This window comes from Shimia biformata (assembly GCF_016888515.1).
GTDB lineage: Bacteria > Pseudomonadota > Alphaproteobacteria > Rhodobacterales > Rhodobacteraceae > Shimia_A > Shimia_A biformata.
This window is the reverse complement of record NZ_JAFEJK010000001.1, coordinates 2156020-2169985: the sequence shown is the minus strand read 5'-3', so window position 1 is coordinate 2169985 and position 13966 is coordinate 2156020. Positions and strand designations below refer to the sequence as shown.

The 13966-nt window shown below is 61.4% G+C and carries 14 protein-coding genes; 8 read left to right on the top strand and 6 right to left on the bottom strand.

Features of this window, described 5'->3' with window-relative positions; all coding sequences use genetic code 11:
• Positions 1–144: 144 nt before the first annotated feature.
• Positions 145–1155: a GlxA family transcriptional regulator gene (locus JQ863_RS10630; RefSeq protein ID WP_239113262.1), complete on the top strand. Its 1011-nt coding sequence runs from the start codon at positions 145–147 to the stop codon at positions 1153–1155.
• Positions 1156–1160: 5 nt separating this feature from the next.
• On the opposite strand, the gene JQ863_RS10625 is transcribed toward JQ863_RS10630, so the two are convergent.
• The gene (locus JQ863_RS10625) at positions 1161–1580 is read right to left on the bottom strand and encodes a hypothetical protein (protein ID WP_204114245.1); all 420 of its coding nucleotides are present in this window, start codon (positions 1578–1580) and stop codon (positions 1161–1163) included.
• Positions 1581–1622: 42 nt separating this feature from the next.
• Positions 1623–2723, bottom strand: a complete 1101-nt coding sequence (locus JQ863_RS10620) for a PQQ-dependent sugar dehydrogenase (RefSeq protein WP_338055514.1) — start codon at positions 2721–2723, stop codon at positions 1623–1625.
• A gap of 165 nt (positions 2724–2888) precedes the next feature.
• Here JQ863_RS10620 and JQ863_RS10615 point away from each other — a divergent pair, with 165 nt between their 5' ends.
• The 6 genes from JQ863_RS10615 to JQ863_RS10590 all read left to right on the top strand — a co-directional run bounded on the left by JQ863_RS10615 (position 2889) and on the right by JQ863_RS10590 (position 8597).
• Positions 2889–4070, top strand: coding sequence for an ABC transporter substrate-binding protein (locus JQ863_RS10615; RefSeq protein ID WP_204114244.1), 1182 nt, complete (start codon positions 2889–2891; stop codon positions 4068–4070).
• 101 nt (positions 4071–4171) lie between these two features.
• Positions 4172–4960, top strand: coding sequence for an ABC transporter ATP-binding protein (locus JQ863_RS10610; RefSeq protein ID WP_204114243.1), 789 nt, complete (start codon positions 4172–4174; stop codon positions 4958–4960).
• Positions 4957–5778: an ABC transporter ATP-binding protein gene (locus JQ863_RS10605; protein WP_204114242.1), complete on the top strand. Its 822-nt coding sequence runs from the start codon at positions 4957–4959 to the stop codon at positions 5776–5778. The genes JQ863_RS10610 and JQ863_RS10605 overlap by 4 nt, the downstream gene beginning before the upstream one ends.
• Position 5779: 1 nt before the next feature.
• On the top strand, positions 5780–6250 hold the full coding sequence (locus JQ863_RS10600; RefSeq protein WP_204114241.1) for a hypothetical protein: 471 nt from the start codon (positions 5780–5782) through the stop codon (positions 6248–6250).
• Complete coding sequence (locus JQ863_RS10595) at positions 6250–7260, top strand: branched-chain amino acid ABC transporter permease (protein ID WP_204114240.1); 1011 nt, start codon at positions 6250–6252, stop codon at positions 7258–7260. Before JQ863_RS10600 ends, JQ863_RS10595 begins: the two co-directional genes overlap by 1 nt.
• Positions 7257–8597 carry a branched-chain amino acid ABC transporter permease gene (locus tag JQ863_RS10590; protein ID WP_204114239.1) on the top strand — a complete coding sequence of 447 codons (1341 nt, stop codon included), beginning with the start codon at positions 7257–7259 and terminating at the stop codon, positions 8595–8597. Before JQ863_RS10595 ends, JQ863_RS10590 begins: the two co-directional genes overlap by 4 nt.
• A 71-nt stretch (positions 8598–8668) precedes the next feature.
• Here the strand turns inward: JQ863_RS10590 and JQ863_RS10585 are convergent, their stop codons facing one another.
• Positions 8669–10222 (bottom strand): helicase HerA-like domain-containing protein, encoded by a 1554-nt coding sequence (locus JQ863_RS10585; RefSeq protein WP_204114238.1) that lies wholly within the window; start codon positions 10220–10222, stop codon positions 8669–8671.
• Between the two features lie 463 nt (positions 10223–10685).
• Here JQ863_RS10585 and JQ863_RS10580 point away from each other — a divergent pair, with 463 nt between their 5' ends.
• Complete coding sequence (locus JQ863_RS10580) at positions 10686–11273, top strand: invasion associated locus B family protein (RefSeq protein ID WP_204114237.1); 588 nt, start codon at positions 10686–10688, stop codon at positions 11271–11273.
• A 74-nt stretch (positions 11274–11347) separates the two neighbouring features.
• Here the strand turns inward: JQ863_RS10580 and JQ863_RS10575 are convergent, their stop codons facing one another.
• Genes JQ863_RS10575 through lpxD form a run of 3 tightly spaced genes read right to left on the bottom strand, consistent with a single transcriptional unit; the run spans position 11348 to position 13955 of the window.
• Positions 11348–12559 carry a beta-ketoacyl-[acyl-carrier-protein] synthase family protein gene (locus JQ863_RS10575; RefSeq protein WP_204114236.1) on the bottom strand — a complete coding sequence of 404 codons (1212 nt, stop codon included), beginning with the start codon at positions 12557–12559 and terminating at the stop codon, positions 11348–11350.
• A 10-nt stretch (positions 12560–12569) separates the two neighbouring features.
• On the bottom strand, positions 12570–12830 hold the full coding sequence (locus tag JQ863_RS10570; protein ID WP_204114235.1) for an acyl carrier protein: 261 nt from the start codon (positions 12828–12830) through the stop codon (positions 12570–12572).
• Between the two features lie 33 nt (positions 12831–12863).
• Complete coding sequence (gene lpxD, locus JQ863_RS10565; RefSeq protein ID WP_204114234.1) at positions 12864–13955, bottom strand: UDP-3-O-(3-hydroxymyristoyl)glucosamine N-acyltransferase; 1092 nt, start codon at positions 13953–13955, stop codon at positions 12864–12866.
• Positions 13956–13966 lie beyond the last annotated feature (11 nt).

Below are 13966 nucleotides of genomic sequence, written 5' to 3'. Positions count from 1 at the left end.
TTGCGTGGGTCTCTATACAAAAGGATGTTAGCGGAAACCATAGCAGATTGACCGCATGTCGGGCTGTTGTCCTCCCTTGACGATGCCGGACACATGACGCACCGTCACAAGAAGAATGACAAAAAACGACATCTGGTAGCGACATTGACCAAACCCCCGAAACATATCGTCGTCGAGATTGAAAACGCGCCGGACAAGCCGCGGCGTTTTGTCTTTGTGTTGCTGGACCAGTTTACCCTGTTGTGCTTTGCCGCGGCAGTGGAAAGCCTGCGAATTGCCAACCGGATGGCGGGAAAAGAGCTTTATTCATGGGCTCTGGCGGGCGAAGGCGGCGATACGGTGTCGTGTTCGGCGGGGGCTTCGTTCCATCTGGACCTTGATCTGGAAGAGCTGAACCGCGACGACACAATCATGATCTGCGGCGGCATCGATGTGCAGCATGCCACGACCAAACGTGTTCTCAGCTGGCTGCGCCGCGAGGCACGCAAGGGGCTGGTGATCGGCGGGCTTTGCACCGCGGCCTATACGCTGGCCAAGGCCGGGCTGCTGGACGGCAAGCGCGCCACGATCCACTGGGAGAATCAGGACAGCTTCACCGAGGAGTTCACCGAGGTCGAACTGACCAAGTCGGTGTTCATCGTCGACAAGAACCGCATCACCACGGCGGGCGGCACCGCGTCGATTGACCTGATGCTGAAGATCATCGCCGATGACCACGGCGAGGAACTGGCCAATGCGGTGGCCGATCAGCTGATCTATTCCTCGATCCGCACCGACCAGGACACCCAGCGCCTGTCAGTCCCGACCCGGATCGGCGTGCGCCATCCGAAACTGTCCCAGGTCATCCAGATGATGGAACAGAACCTGGAAGACCCGATCAGCCCGTCGATCCTGGCCTCGGATGTGGGCATGTCCACCCGGCAGCTGGAACGGCTGTTCCGGCGTTACCTGAACCGCTCGCCCAAGCGCTATTACATGGAACTGCGCCTGCAAAAGGCCCGCAACCTGTTGATGCAGACGGATATGAGCGTGATCAATGTCGCGCTGGCCTGTGGGTTCACCTCGCCCAGCCACTTTTCGAAATGCTACCGCGCGCATTACGATACCACGCCCTATCGCGAACGCGGCAGCCACGCGGCGCGGCTGTCGGTCTGAGCGGCTCAGAACAGCGCGATGATGTCGGCAAAATCGCTGTCATAGGTGACCGAAACCGTGCGCTGCACATTGTCGATCGTGTGCAGCACGACATAGACATAGAGGTACTGCCGTTCCTCGTTCCAATAGGCCAGCATCTCGTGGCGGAACCCGTCTTTCAGCGCCTCTGACCGCACCGTGGCGGTGCCGATGAAGTCGCTGGAATAATAGTTGGCGACCTGATCGTTGAACTTGCCCGCCTCTTCCACCGGGACCGCCGCTTCTCCCAGTAGGTATTGCATCGCGTCCCCCATGCGACGTGCCTGCACCATGGCGTCGAACTCAGCGCGGTTTTCGTTGTAGCGCGTGCGCTGGTTTTCCTGCGCAACGGTGGGCGGCGCGGCCATCAGGATCAGGGTAAGGGACAGGAAAGCGGCGCGAAGCATGGGGAAAACCCTTTGGTTGTGATGAATAAATCTGCCGCCAGCCTAGCGTGCCCGACTCAAACGGTAAACCGCGCCGTTGCCTTCCGAAACCACCCAGATCGCGCCATCGGGCGCCTCGGCCACATCGCGGGTTCGGGTGGTGAAGTCGCCGGTGATGCGCTCGACCTCTTTCAGCGGGCTGCCCGAAAGCCGCGAGAGATAGTCGAATTTCAGACTGCCGGTGAACAGATGCCCCTTCCAGCGCGGGAAAAGCCGGCCGGAATAGACCATTCCGCCAGAGGGCGCGATGGACGGGTCCCAATAAAACTCGGGCTGCTGCATGCCCGGTTTCGCCGTGCCCTCGCCGATTTTCGCGCCTGAGTAATGGCGGCCATAGGCGATCACCGGCCAGCCATAGTTCGCACCCTTCTGCACCCGGTTCACCTCGTCCCCGCCGCGCGCGCCATGTTCGATCACGACAAGGCGGCCGCTCAGGTCCAGTGTCGCGCCCTGCGGGTTGCGGTGGCCATAGGACCAGATCTCGGGCTGCGCCTCGTCGCGGCCCAGAAACGGGTTGCCCGGTGCCGGGGCGCCGTCGCGGGTGATGCGGATCACGCTGCCATTGTGCCGGGAAAGATCCTGCGCGGCCATGTCATCGCCCCGGTCGCCGATGGTGACAAACAGCGTGCCATCGCGGGCTTCGACGATGCGGCTGCCGAAATGCCGCCCGCCGGACGACCCCGGTGCCATCTCGAATATCTGGCGAAACCCCTCAAGCCGCCTGCCGTCCGCCGACAACCGCCCCTTGCCTACGGCTGTGCCCGCGCCGCCCTTCTGTTTTGTCGCATAGGTCAGGAAAACCTCTCGGCTTCGGTCAAAATCGCGTGGCACCATGACGTCCAGCAAACCGCCCTGCCCCCGCGCATACACTTTCGGCACGCCCTTCACCGGCGCTTTCGCGCCCTGCCCGTCCAACAGGAAAAGACGCCCGCCGCGCTCGGTGACCAGCGCACGGCCATCCGGCAGGAAATCGATGCCCCACGGCACCTTCAGACCCGCCGCCTGTTTTTGCACCCGCACCTCTCCGGCAGACAGCGTAAGCGTTTCCGCCACAGCCACACCGGGCATCAGAACAAGGAAAATCAGGACAATCAGGCGTGTCACATCGGCCCCCTTCGGCGCTGTTTCGGACTTATTTCCCAATTTAGCGCGCATGACGACAAAGTCTGCCTTCCCCAGCGGCAGTCAGGCGTAAATTGCCCTTTTCTTCCGCAGAAACCGCGCATAGGCTCAAGTCCGGTAAAACAATACCAACTAGGGAGTAAACTCATGAAAAAACTGCTTCTGGCAAGCGCCGCAACCGCAATCATGGCGGGTGCCGCTAGCGCCGAAGAGATCAAGCTTGGCATCATTCTTGGTTTCACCGGACCGATCGAATCGCTGACGCCGTCGATGGCGGATGGCGCGGAACTGGCGATGAAAGAAGTCAGCGAGTCGGGCAAGCTGCTGGGCGGAACCACCGTGACCCCGGTGCGCGCGGACTCGACCTGTGTTGACGCCGCCGCCGCAACCGCCGCCGCAGAACGCCTTGTTACCGCCGATGGCGTCAAGGGCATCATGGGCGCCGACTGCTCGGGTGTGACCGGTGCGATCCTGTCGAACGTGGCGCTGCCGAACGGCATCGTGATGATTTCGCCCTCGGCGACCTCGCCCGCGCTGTCGACCGCAGAAGACAACGGCCTGTTCTTCCGCACCGCGCCGTCGGATGCCCGCCAGGGTGTCGTGATGACCGAAGTGCTGATGGAAGAAGGCATCAAGGAAGTCGCACTGACCTATACCAACAACGACTATGGTAAAGGTCTGGCCGACAGCTTCCAGGCTGCGTTCGAAGCGGCAGGCGGCACCGTGACCATCTCGGCGGCGCATGAAGACGGCAAAGCGGACTATTCGGCCGAGGTTGGCGCGCTGGCCGCAGCCGGCGGTGAGCGTCTGGTGGTTGCCGGTTATGCCGACCAGGGCGGCAAGGGCATCATCCGCGCCGCGATCGACACCGGCGCGTTTGACACGTTCCACTTCCCCGACGGCATGATTTCGGCATCGCTGGAAGAGAACTTCGGCGACGAGATCGACGGCTCGACCGGCCAGCATCCGGGCACCGACAGCCCCGGCGTTGCGAAATTCTCGGAAATGGTCGGCGACATGTTCGATTCGACCTCGCCCTTCACGCCGGAATCCTATGACGCGGCTGCGCTGATCCTGCTGGCGATGCAGGCGGCCGGTTCGGTTGAGCCGGGTGACTACAAGGCCAAGGTGATGGATGTCGCCAACGCACCGGGTGAGAAAATCTATCCCGGTGAACTGGCCAAGGCGCTGGAAATCCTCGCGAATGGCGGTGAGGTCGACTATGTCGGCGCGACTGCGGTGGAGCTGATCGGTGGCGGCGAATCCGCCGGCAACTATCGCCAGATCCACGTCGAGGGTGGCAAGATCACCACGACCAAATATCGCTGATCCGTTGATGAGCGTTTGACATCAGAACAGCCCGGGACTTGCCCGGGCTGTTTTTCCATATATAAGGCGCGGCCAGAATCGCGCATATGGGGGGTACGCGTATGATCGTCGTTGAAGACGTTCACAAGCATTTCGGGGGATTCCGCGCCGTGGACGGTGCGACCCTGAAGATTGAACCACAGTCCATCACCGGTCTGATCGGCCCTAACGGGGCGGGAAAAACCACTCTTTTCAACGTGATCGCAGGCGTTCTTGAACCAACGTCGGGCCGCGTGACCATGGCCGGAGAGGACATCACCGGCCTGCCGCCGCACGAGTTGTTCCACAAAGGGCTGTTGCGCACATTCCAGATCGCGCACGAGTTTTCGTCGATGACCTGCCGCGAGAACCTGATGATGGTTCCGGGCAACCAGTCGGGCGAACAGCTCTGGAACACCTGGTTTGGCCGCAAGCGCATCGCCGACGAGGAACGCGCGCTGCGGGCCAAGGCGGATGAGGTGCTGGAATTCCTGACCATCGAACATCTGGCCGACCACAAGGCGGGTCAGGTCTCGGGCGGGCAGAAGAAGCTGTTGGAACTGGGCCGCACGATGATGGTGGATGCCAAGATCGTCTTTTTGGACGAGGTCGGCGCAGGCGTGAACCGCACGCTGTTGAACACCATCGGCGACGCGATCCTGCGGCTGAACAAGGAACGCAACTATACCTTCGTCGTGATCGAGCATGACATGGATTTCATTGGCAAAATCTGTGATCCGGTCATCTGCATGGCCGAAGGCAAGGTACTGGCCGAGGGCACGCTGGACGAAATCAAGGCCAACGAACAGGTGATCGAGGCCTATCTGGGCACCGGCCTCAAGAACAAGGACAAGGTGGGGGCGACGTCATGAGCAACGGCGACTATGGCGACCGCGGCAACAAGGACGCCTCGATCACCAATACCAAGGGCACCGGCACGCTGAAGGCGTCGCCGGGCACCGGGCGCAAGATGGACACAGGCAGCGCCTTCCTGATCGGCGACAGCATGACGGGTGGTTACGGCAACGGGCCGGACATCCTGCATGACTGCACCATCGCGGTGAACCCCGGTGAAATCGCCGTGATCGTCGGCCCCAACGGGGCGGGCAAATCGACCGGCATGAAGGCGGTTTTCGGGATGCTGAACCTGCGTCAGGGCTCGGTCCGTCTGGATGGCGAGGACATCACCGACCTTTCCCCGCAGGACCGCGTGGTCAAGGGCATGGGGTTCGTGCCGCAGACCAACAACATCTTCACCTCGATGACGGTGGAGGAAAACCTTGAAATGGGCGCCTTCATTCGCACCGATGATTTCAGCGAGACGATGGAGCAGGTCTATACCCTGTTCCCGATCCTGAAAGACAAGCGCAACCAGCCCGCCGGGGAATTGTCTGGCGGTCAGCGTCAGCAGGTCGCCGTGGGCCGCGCGCTGATGACCAAGCCCAAGGTTCTGATGCTGGACGAACCCACCGCCGGTGTGTCGCCCATCGTCATGGACGAACTGTTTGACCGCATCATCGAGGTGTCGCGTACCGGCATCCCGATCCTGATGGTCGAACAGAACGCCCGGCAAGCGCTGGAAATCGCCGACCGGGGATATGTTCTGGTGCAGGGCCGCAATGCCTATACCGGCACCGGCAAGGAACTTCTGGCGGATGAAGATGTCCGCAAGTCGTTCTTGGGGGGGTGAGATGAGATTCGTGTTTTCATCACAGCCGTCACATCAAATCAACAGCAAGAAAGGCGCGACAGTGCTTGCGGCTTTGTTGTTAGGCTTGGCCATGACCATTTCCGGCAAAGCAAACGCAGCAGATTTGGACTGTCATTTTGACATGCAATATTCGCACGCAACAGGAACGGACAGGCCGCTAAATCTTCTGGTCGTGTGGCCCAATCGCGGCACCAAGGCAACCTTTGTTGCCCCCGGTTCACACAAGGACGCCGATGTTGTCATTGATAAGCCAACCGGAATTGCGAGCTTCGTTACCACCTATCGCGGGGTGAACGCGCATTTCCTGACCGTCTATCCCGACGGGGGGGCTGTCTATACACTCCACACGAACTTACGCCACTTCGACAAAAACAAAGTCAAAACCGACAAACCCGATGGAACAACGGGTACCTGGATTGCAGGTGTCGGCAAATGCGAGGTGTTGACCTAATGGACCTTCTCAACGCCCTCGTGGCGCTTTCAAATTTTGTGATCATTCCCGCCGTTGCCTATGGCAGCCAGTTGGCGCTTGGGGCGCTTGGGGTGACTTTGATCTATGGCATCCTGCGGTTTTCGAACTTTGCCCATGGTGACACCATGGCGTTCGGGGCGATGATCGCGGTGCTGGTAACATGGTGGTTTCAGTCGATGGGTATCGGCCTTGGCCCGCTGCCCACCGCCCTTCTTGCCCTGCCCTTCGCCATTCTTGGCTGTATGGCGCTGGTCCTGATCACCGACCGCATGGTCTATCGCTTCTACCGCGAGCAGAAGGCCAAGCCGGTGATCCTTGTCATTGTCTCGATGGGCGTGATGTTCATCATGAACGGGCTGGTGCGTTTCATCATCGGCCCCAATGACCAGAGCTTTGCCGATGGCGAGCGCTTCATCATCTCGGTCCGTGATTTCAAGGCGATGACGGGCCTGAAAGAAGGGCTGGCGATCAAGACCACCCAAGGGATCACGGTTGTCGTCGCGGTGATCTGTGTGGCGCTGTTGTTCTGGTTCCTGAACAAAACCCGCACCGGCAAATCCATGCGCGCCTATTCCGACAACGAAGATCTGGCGCTGTTGTCGGGCATCAACCCGGAACGCGTGGTCATGTATACATGGCTGATCGTGGCGGCGCTGGCGACAACGGCGGGGGTTCTTTACGGGCTCGACAAGACGTTCAAACCCTTTGTCTATTTCCAGCTGCTGCTGCCGATCTTCGCCTCGGCCATCGTCGGAGGCCTTGGCAACCCCTTGGGCGCCATCGCGGGCGGCTTCATCATCGCCTTTTCCGAGGTGACGATCACCTATGCGTGGAAAAAGGTGCTGGGCTATCTGATGCCGGAGAGCCTTGAGCCGTCGGGCCTCGTGCAACTGTTGTCCACCGACTATAAATTCGCGGTCAGCTTCGTCATCCTGCTGATCGTCCTGCTGTTCAAACCCACCGGGCTGTTCAAGGGGAAATCGGTATGAGCGATACGATGAAAAACACCCTTCTGTTTGGTCTTGTCGCGGTTCTGATCCTCGGCACCGGGTTTGTGCAGTCATGGAATGTCGCGGTTCTGATCCTGAACATGGGGCTGATCTCGGCGATCATGGCGCTTGGCGTGAACCTGCAATGGGGCTTTGCCGGCCTGTTCAATGTCGGCGTCATGGGCTTTGTCGCGCTGGGTGGTCTGGCCGTTGTGCTGACCTCGATGCCGCCCTCGCCCGGCGCATGGGCTGCGGGTGGTGCCTGGCGGATCATCCTGGCGCTTGGCCTTGGTGCGGCCACGGTCATTGCCGCGGTCATGATCAACAAGCGCATGCCCAAGGGCCGCGCGCGCCTGATCACCATGCTGGTGGTGCTGGTTGGCGGCTTTTTCCTCTATCGTGCGGTGTTCGATCCCGGCGTCGCCTTTGTCGAGGCGATCACCCCGGCGGCGACCGGCAATATCGGCGGCATCAACCCCGGCGGTGTCGAGAACTTCAAGGCCCATGGTTACATGACGCTTGTGGGCTGGGGTTTTGGCGGTGTGCTGGCGGCCGGGGCCGCGTGGCTCATTGGCAAGACCGCGCTGGGGCTGCGCTCGGATTATCTGGCGATTGCAACGCTGGGGATTGCCGAGATCATCATCGCGGTGATGAAGAACGAGGACTGGCTGGCGCGCGGCGTGAAGAACGTGATCGGCCTGCCCCGCCCGGTGCCTTACGAGATCGACCTGCAGGAAAGCCCAAGCTTCATCGCGCGGGCCGAAGGGCTGGGGATCGACGTGGCCACGGCCTCGTCCCTGACGGTGAAACTGGGCTATTCGCTGTTGTTCGCCGCCGTGCTGATCCTGATTTTCGTGGCGGCGCAACTGGCGCTGAAATCGCCTTGGGGCCGGATGATGCGCGCGATCCGCGACAACGAGGTCGCGGCAGAAGCCATGGGCAAGGACGTCACCCGGCGGCATTTGCAGATTTTCGTGCTGGGATCGGCCGTCTGCGGGATCGCGGGCGCGATGCTGACCACACTGGATGGCCAGCTGACACCGGGCACCTATCAGCCCCTGCGCTTTACCTTCCTGATCTGGGTGATGGTGATCGTCGGCGGATCGGGCAACAACCTTGGCGCTGTGCTGGGCGGCTTCATCATCTGGTTCTTCTGGGTGCAGGTGGAACCGATTGGCCTGTGGCTGATGCAGGTCATCACCGCCGGGCTGGACGACGGCTCGGCGCTGAAATCCCACCTGATCGACAGCGCCGCGCATATGCGGCTGTTGACGATGGGGGTGATCCTGCTGTTGGTCTTGCGGTTCAGTCCACGCGGGCTGATCCCCGAGAAGTGACAAAAGAAAAGGGCGCTCATTCGAGCGCCCTTTGCCTTCGGCGAGAGTATTTCGCCCAAGATGAAACGGGACTACCGCCCCTTGAACAGCCCGCCCAGAATGCCGCGCACGATGCGGCGCCCGGTGGTGCCGGAAAGTTCCTTGACCACCATCTTTGTCAGCGCCTCGCCATAGGTGTCGTCGGCCTTGACCCGCAACGTATTGCGCGAGGAAGAGCGGCTGACGCGCGCGCCCGAGTAACGCCGCGCGGCATTGAATTCGCGCTGGGCCATGGGCATCTCGTCTTCCTGTTCCTCGACCCTGGCGGCCTCGGCTGCGGCCTCCTCGGCGCGTTTCTTCAGGATTTCATAAGCCGATTCCCGGTCCAGAAGCGCCTCGTATTTGCCAGCAATAGGCGAGGTGGCGATATGTTTGCGGCGCAGGGCAGTATCCAGAGGGCCAAGCTGTGACGAGGGCGGGCGGATCAGCGTTCGTTCAACCACGCCGGGAATGCCCTTGCGTTCCAGCATGGACGTCACGGCTTCGCCAACGCCAACCTCGCGGATCGCTTCCTCGGTCGAAAAGCGCGGGTTTTCGCGATAGGTTTCGGCAGCCAGTTTCAGGGCGCGGCGGTCCTTGGCGGTAAAGGCGCGCAGGGCGTGCTGGACGCGGTTCCCCAACTGGCCAAGAATGTCCTCGGGCACATCCGCCGGGTTCTGGGTGATAAAATAGACCCCCACCCCCTTGGAGCGGATCAGGCGCGCCACCTGTTCGACCTTGTCGATCAGCGCCTTGGGCGCATCGTCAAACAGAAGGTGCGCCTCGTCGAAGAAGAACACCAGCCTGGGTTTGTCGGGGTCGCCGACCTCGGGCAGTTCCTCGAACAATTCGCTCAGGAGCCACAGAAGGAAGGTCGCATAGAGGCGCGGGCTGCCCATCAGCTTGTCGGCGGCAAGGATGTTGATCCGGCCACGCCCGTCGGCATCGGTTGCCATGATGTCGGAAAGTTCCAGCGCCGGTTCACCAAAAAGGTTGCTGCCGCCCTGGTTTTCCAGAACCAGCAGCCGCCGCTGGATCGCGCCGATCGACGAGACCGAGATATTGCCATAGCGCAGCGACAGCTCGGTGCGGTTCTCTCCCAGCCAGACCAGCAGCGCCTGCAGGTCCTTGAGATCGAGAAGCGGCAGACCTTCTTCATCGGCCAGCCGGAAGGCGATGTTCAGAATGCCTTCCTGTGCTTCGGAAAGTTCCATCAGCCGGGCCAGAAGCAACGGCCCCATTTCCGCAACCGTGGTGCGGACCGGGTGGCCCTGTTCGCCCAGGAGATCCCAGAAGGTGACCGGGAAGGCGTCATAGCTATAGCTGTCAAAGCCGATCTTTTCTGCGCGGCTGGTGAAGGCATCATGCAGTTTGAAGGTTTCCGATCCCGCGGCCGCCAGCCCGGACAGATCGCCCTTCACGTCCGACAGGAACACCGGCACCCCGGCAGCCGAGAAACCCTCGGCCAGGATCTGCAAGGTCACGGTCTTGCCCGTCCCGGTCGCCCCCGCCACAAGCCCGTGGCGGTTGGCATAATCCAGCCGCAACCCCTGTGGCGTGCCGTAGTCTTCGCCGCCGCCCCCGATAAACACAGAATTTTCAAGCACCTTGCCAACCCATCGTCAGATTTCGTTCTTTCCAAAATACAATGTTAACCCCTCTGTGCCAGTCTTAGTTGGGGTCCCGGCCGGGAATGATCCGGCGGGAACCGTTTCCTCCCTGTTGGACTGGGCCGCGCCAAATGGGTGCGGCCATTTTTTCCTGAAAAAACAACTTCAAAAGTCAAAAATTCCCTGTTGACGGGTGGGTCATTTATTCGTAGCGTCCCTACCAGAGAATAAGTCGGCCAGTCCGACGGGGAGTGAAAATTGGAAAGGGGCCTGTTCTGCGGGCCCCTTTTTCCTTTGGGATGCGCTTTGTGAACGCGTGTCTGACCCGCGCCCCTGAACGGATGCAGACGGCGGAAAACCGCGGTCAGACAGGGAATTGATCCCGGTTGGCGCTGACACTGGCAAAATGGCGTGATATGCGGTCATCCAAGCAGTCAGATCAATCTTCACGGGACCCGAAATGATCAAGAAAATCTCGACACTTGCCGCCGTTTTTGCTCTGGGCGCGGGCCTTGCCACGGCGCAGGAAACCGGAACCCCGAAACCGGCAGAAGACCTGCCGCTGGGCCAGGCGGTGCAACCCCCGGCACCGGCACAGGCAGCGGAGATCACCAAGGAGCAGTTTGGCGACTGGGAGCTGCAATGCACCACGGACGCAAATGTCGAAAGCCCCTGCCAGATCTACCAGCTTCTGAATGACGTCGCCGGCAACCCGGTGGCCGAGTTCGTGATGTTCCCGCTGCAAAACCAGGGACAGGCCGTTGCGGGCGCAACCGTTCTGGTTCCGCTGGAAACGCTTTTGACGGCGCAGCTGACGATCTCGATCGACGATCAGTCGGCGAAACGCTATCCGTTCTCGTTCTGCAATCCGGTCGGCTGCATCGCGCGGCTGGGCCTGACGCAAGAGGACGTGGATGCCTATAAGAAGGGCGGCAAGGCGGTGATCTCGATCGTGCCCGCGATGGCGCCGAACCAGCAGGTGACGATCAACACCTCGCTCAAGGGGTTCACCGCGGCGATTGAAAAGGCCTCGGCCTCCGAGAAATGATCGCCAACCAGCAAAGCAAAAACGCCGCCCTGTTCCGGGGCGGCGTTTTTTGTTGGCGGCTTTTGCGGCGGTGGTCAGGGGGCCTTGCGCAGGGCCAAAACCGCGTTCAGCCCGCCAAAGGCAAAGGCGTTCGACAGGGCCACGTCGACCTTGGCTTCGCGGGCCTCGTTCGGCACCACGTCCAGCGCGCATTCCGGGTCGGGTTCCTCGTAACCGATGGTGGGCGCGATGATCCCGTCCTTCAGCGCCATGATACAGGCCAGCAACTCGACTGCGCCGGTGCCGCCGATCAGATGGCCATGCATCGACTTGGTCGAGGAAATCATCAGGCTGTCGGCATGGCGGCCAAACACATCCGCAACGGCGGCGCATTCGGTCTTGTCATTGGCTGCGGTGCCGGTGCCGTGGGCGTTGATATAGCCCACATCCCCGGCATTGATCCGTGCGTCCTTCAGCGCACCGGCGATGGCCCGCGCCGCGCCCTGTTTCGAGGGCATGACGATATCGGCCGCATCCGAGGACATTGCAAAGCCCGCGACCTCGGCCAGGATATCGGCGCCGCGCGCACGGGCGTGTTCATATTCCTCGAAGACAAAGATGCCCGCGCCCTCGCCCTGGACCATGCCGTTGCGGTTGGCCGAGAACGGGCGGCAGGCGTCCTTGGACATGACGCGCAGACCTTCCCACGCTTTCACGCCGCCAAAGCACAGCATCGATTCCGCGCCGCCGGTGATCATCACGGGCGCAAAACCGCCATGCACCATCTGGAAGGCCTGCGCCATGGCGTGGTTCGACGACGCACAGGCCGAGGCGACGGTAAAGCTGGGCCCCTTGAGGTTGAACTCCATCGACACGTGGCTGGCGGCGGCGTTGTTCATCAGTTTCGGCACGACAAAGGGGTGAACGCGGTTCTTCCCCTCTTCGTAAACGGTGCGGTAATTCTCATCCAGCGTCTGCATCCCGCCGCCGGAATTACCCATCACGACACCTGACCGCGCCGCCAGTTCGCCCGAGAACTCAAGCCCCGACTGCGCGATGGCTTCGCGTGCGGCGACCAGCGTGAACTGGGTGAATCGGTCATAAAGCGCCATCTGCTGGCGGTTGAACAGGCCCTCGGCCTCGAACCCCTGCACCTGCGCGCCGATCCTGACGGCCAGCCGTTCCACATCGCGCATCTGCAATTCGCCGATGCCGCAGCGCCCTTCGCGCATGGCCTCAAGCGTGTCCGCAACATTATGTCCAAGGGCGTTGATCGTGCCCGCGCCGGTGATGACAACCCGCTTCATCGCGCGTGCCTCAGGCCGCCTGCTCGGCGATCAGCTTTTCGATCCCCGCGATGATGGATTTCACTGACGAGATGTCGAAATCGCTTTCGGTGGGATCGTTGGCGTTGAACGGCACCGAGATATCGAACGCCTCTTCGATGGCAAAGATGCTTTCCACCACCCCGAGGCTGTCGATCCCCAGATCTTCCAGAGTGCTTTCGGGTGTGACGTCCGACGGATCCAACACCGCTTGCTCGGCGATGATCTCGATCACCTTGTCCTGAACGCTCATGTCTTGGTCCTTCTTTATCGGTCTGCGCGTGCTTTAGTCTGTCGCATCGCGCTTGGAAACCTGTTTCTTCATTGCAGCAACATCTGCCAGCAGGCGTGGCAGGCGGCGGAGCGACTTGTACATTTCGACATGCGTTTCCATTTTCACCGCCGGATAGCCCAGCATGACCCGGCCGGCGGGGATCTTGGTAAAGACCTTGGTTGCGCCGCCACAGATCACGTTGTCCCCGATGGATATGTTGTCGTTGACGCCCACCTGACCACCCAGAACCACGTTATTGCCGATACGTGTCGATCCTGCGACACCGACCTGGCCACACAGAAGGCAATCGTCGCCGACCTGAACGTTGTGGCCCAGGTGAACCTGGTTATCCAGCTTGGTGCGGTTGCCGATCCGGGTGTTGCGGATGGTGCCGCGGTCAATGGTGCAGTTCATGCCCAGTTCGACATCATCGCCAATGGTGACTGCCCCGACCGAGTGGATGCGGGTCCAGCTTTGCGACTTGGTTTCGCCCTGATCGCCCAAGGATGCCCGCGCCGCCTCGACCCCCGAGACTTCGGCGGTCACAAAGGAAAACCCGTCGCCGCCGACCCGCGCACCGGGCTGGGCGATCAGACGGTCGCCAATCGTGCAGCGCGCCCCGATCGAGACCGCCTCGCGCAGGAATGCCCCCTGCCCCAGCACCGCGTCGGCACCGATGAAACATTGCGGGCCAATCACCGATCCAGCCCCGATCCGGGCGCGCGGTCCGATCACGACAAAGGGGCCGATCTGGACATCCTCGGCAATCTCGGCGGTCTCATGGATGACGGCGCTGGGATGGATGCCCGCGCCATAGCTTTCACCGGGATCGAAGCTGCGGGTCAGTTCGGCCATGGCAAAACGCGGACGCGGCGCGATGATCGCCGCCTCAAGCCCCAGTGCCTGCCAGTCGGCCCCCTCCCACAGCATCGCGGCGCGGGCTTTGCCCTCGGCCAGTCCTGCGGCGTATCCGGGCTTCATCGCCAGCGCAAGGTCGTCCGGTCCGGCCCCTGCGGGTTCCGCCAAACCCTCGATCAAAAGACCTGTGGCGCCAAGGGCTTTCGCCCCAAGCGCCACGGCAATCTGTTCCACTGTATAGGCCATGCAAATCCCCG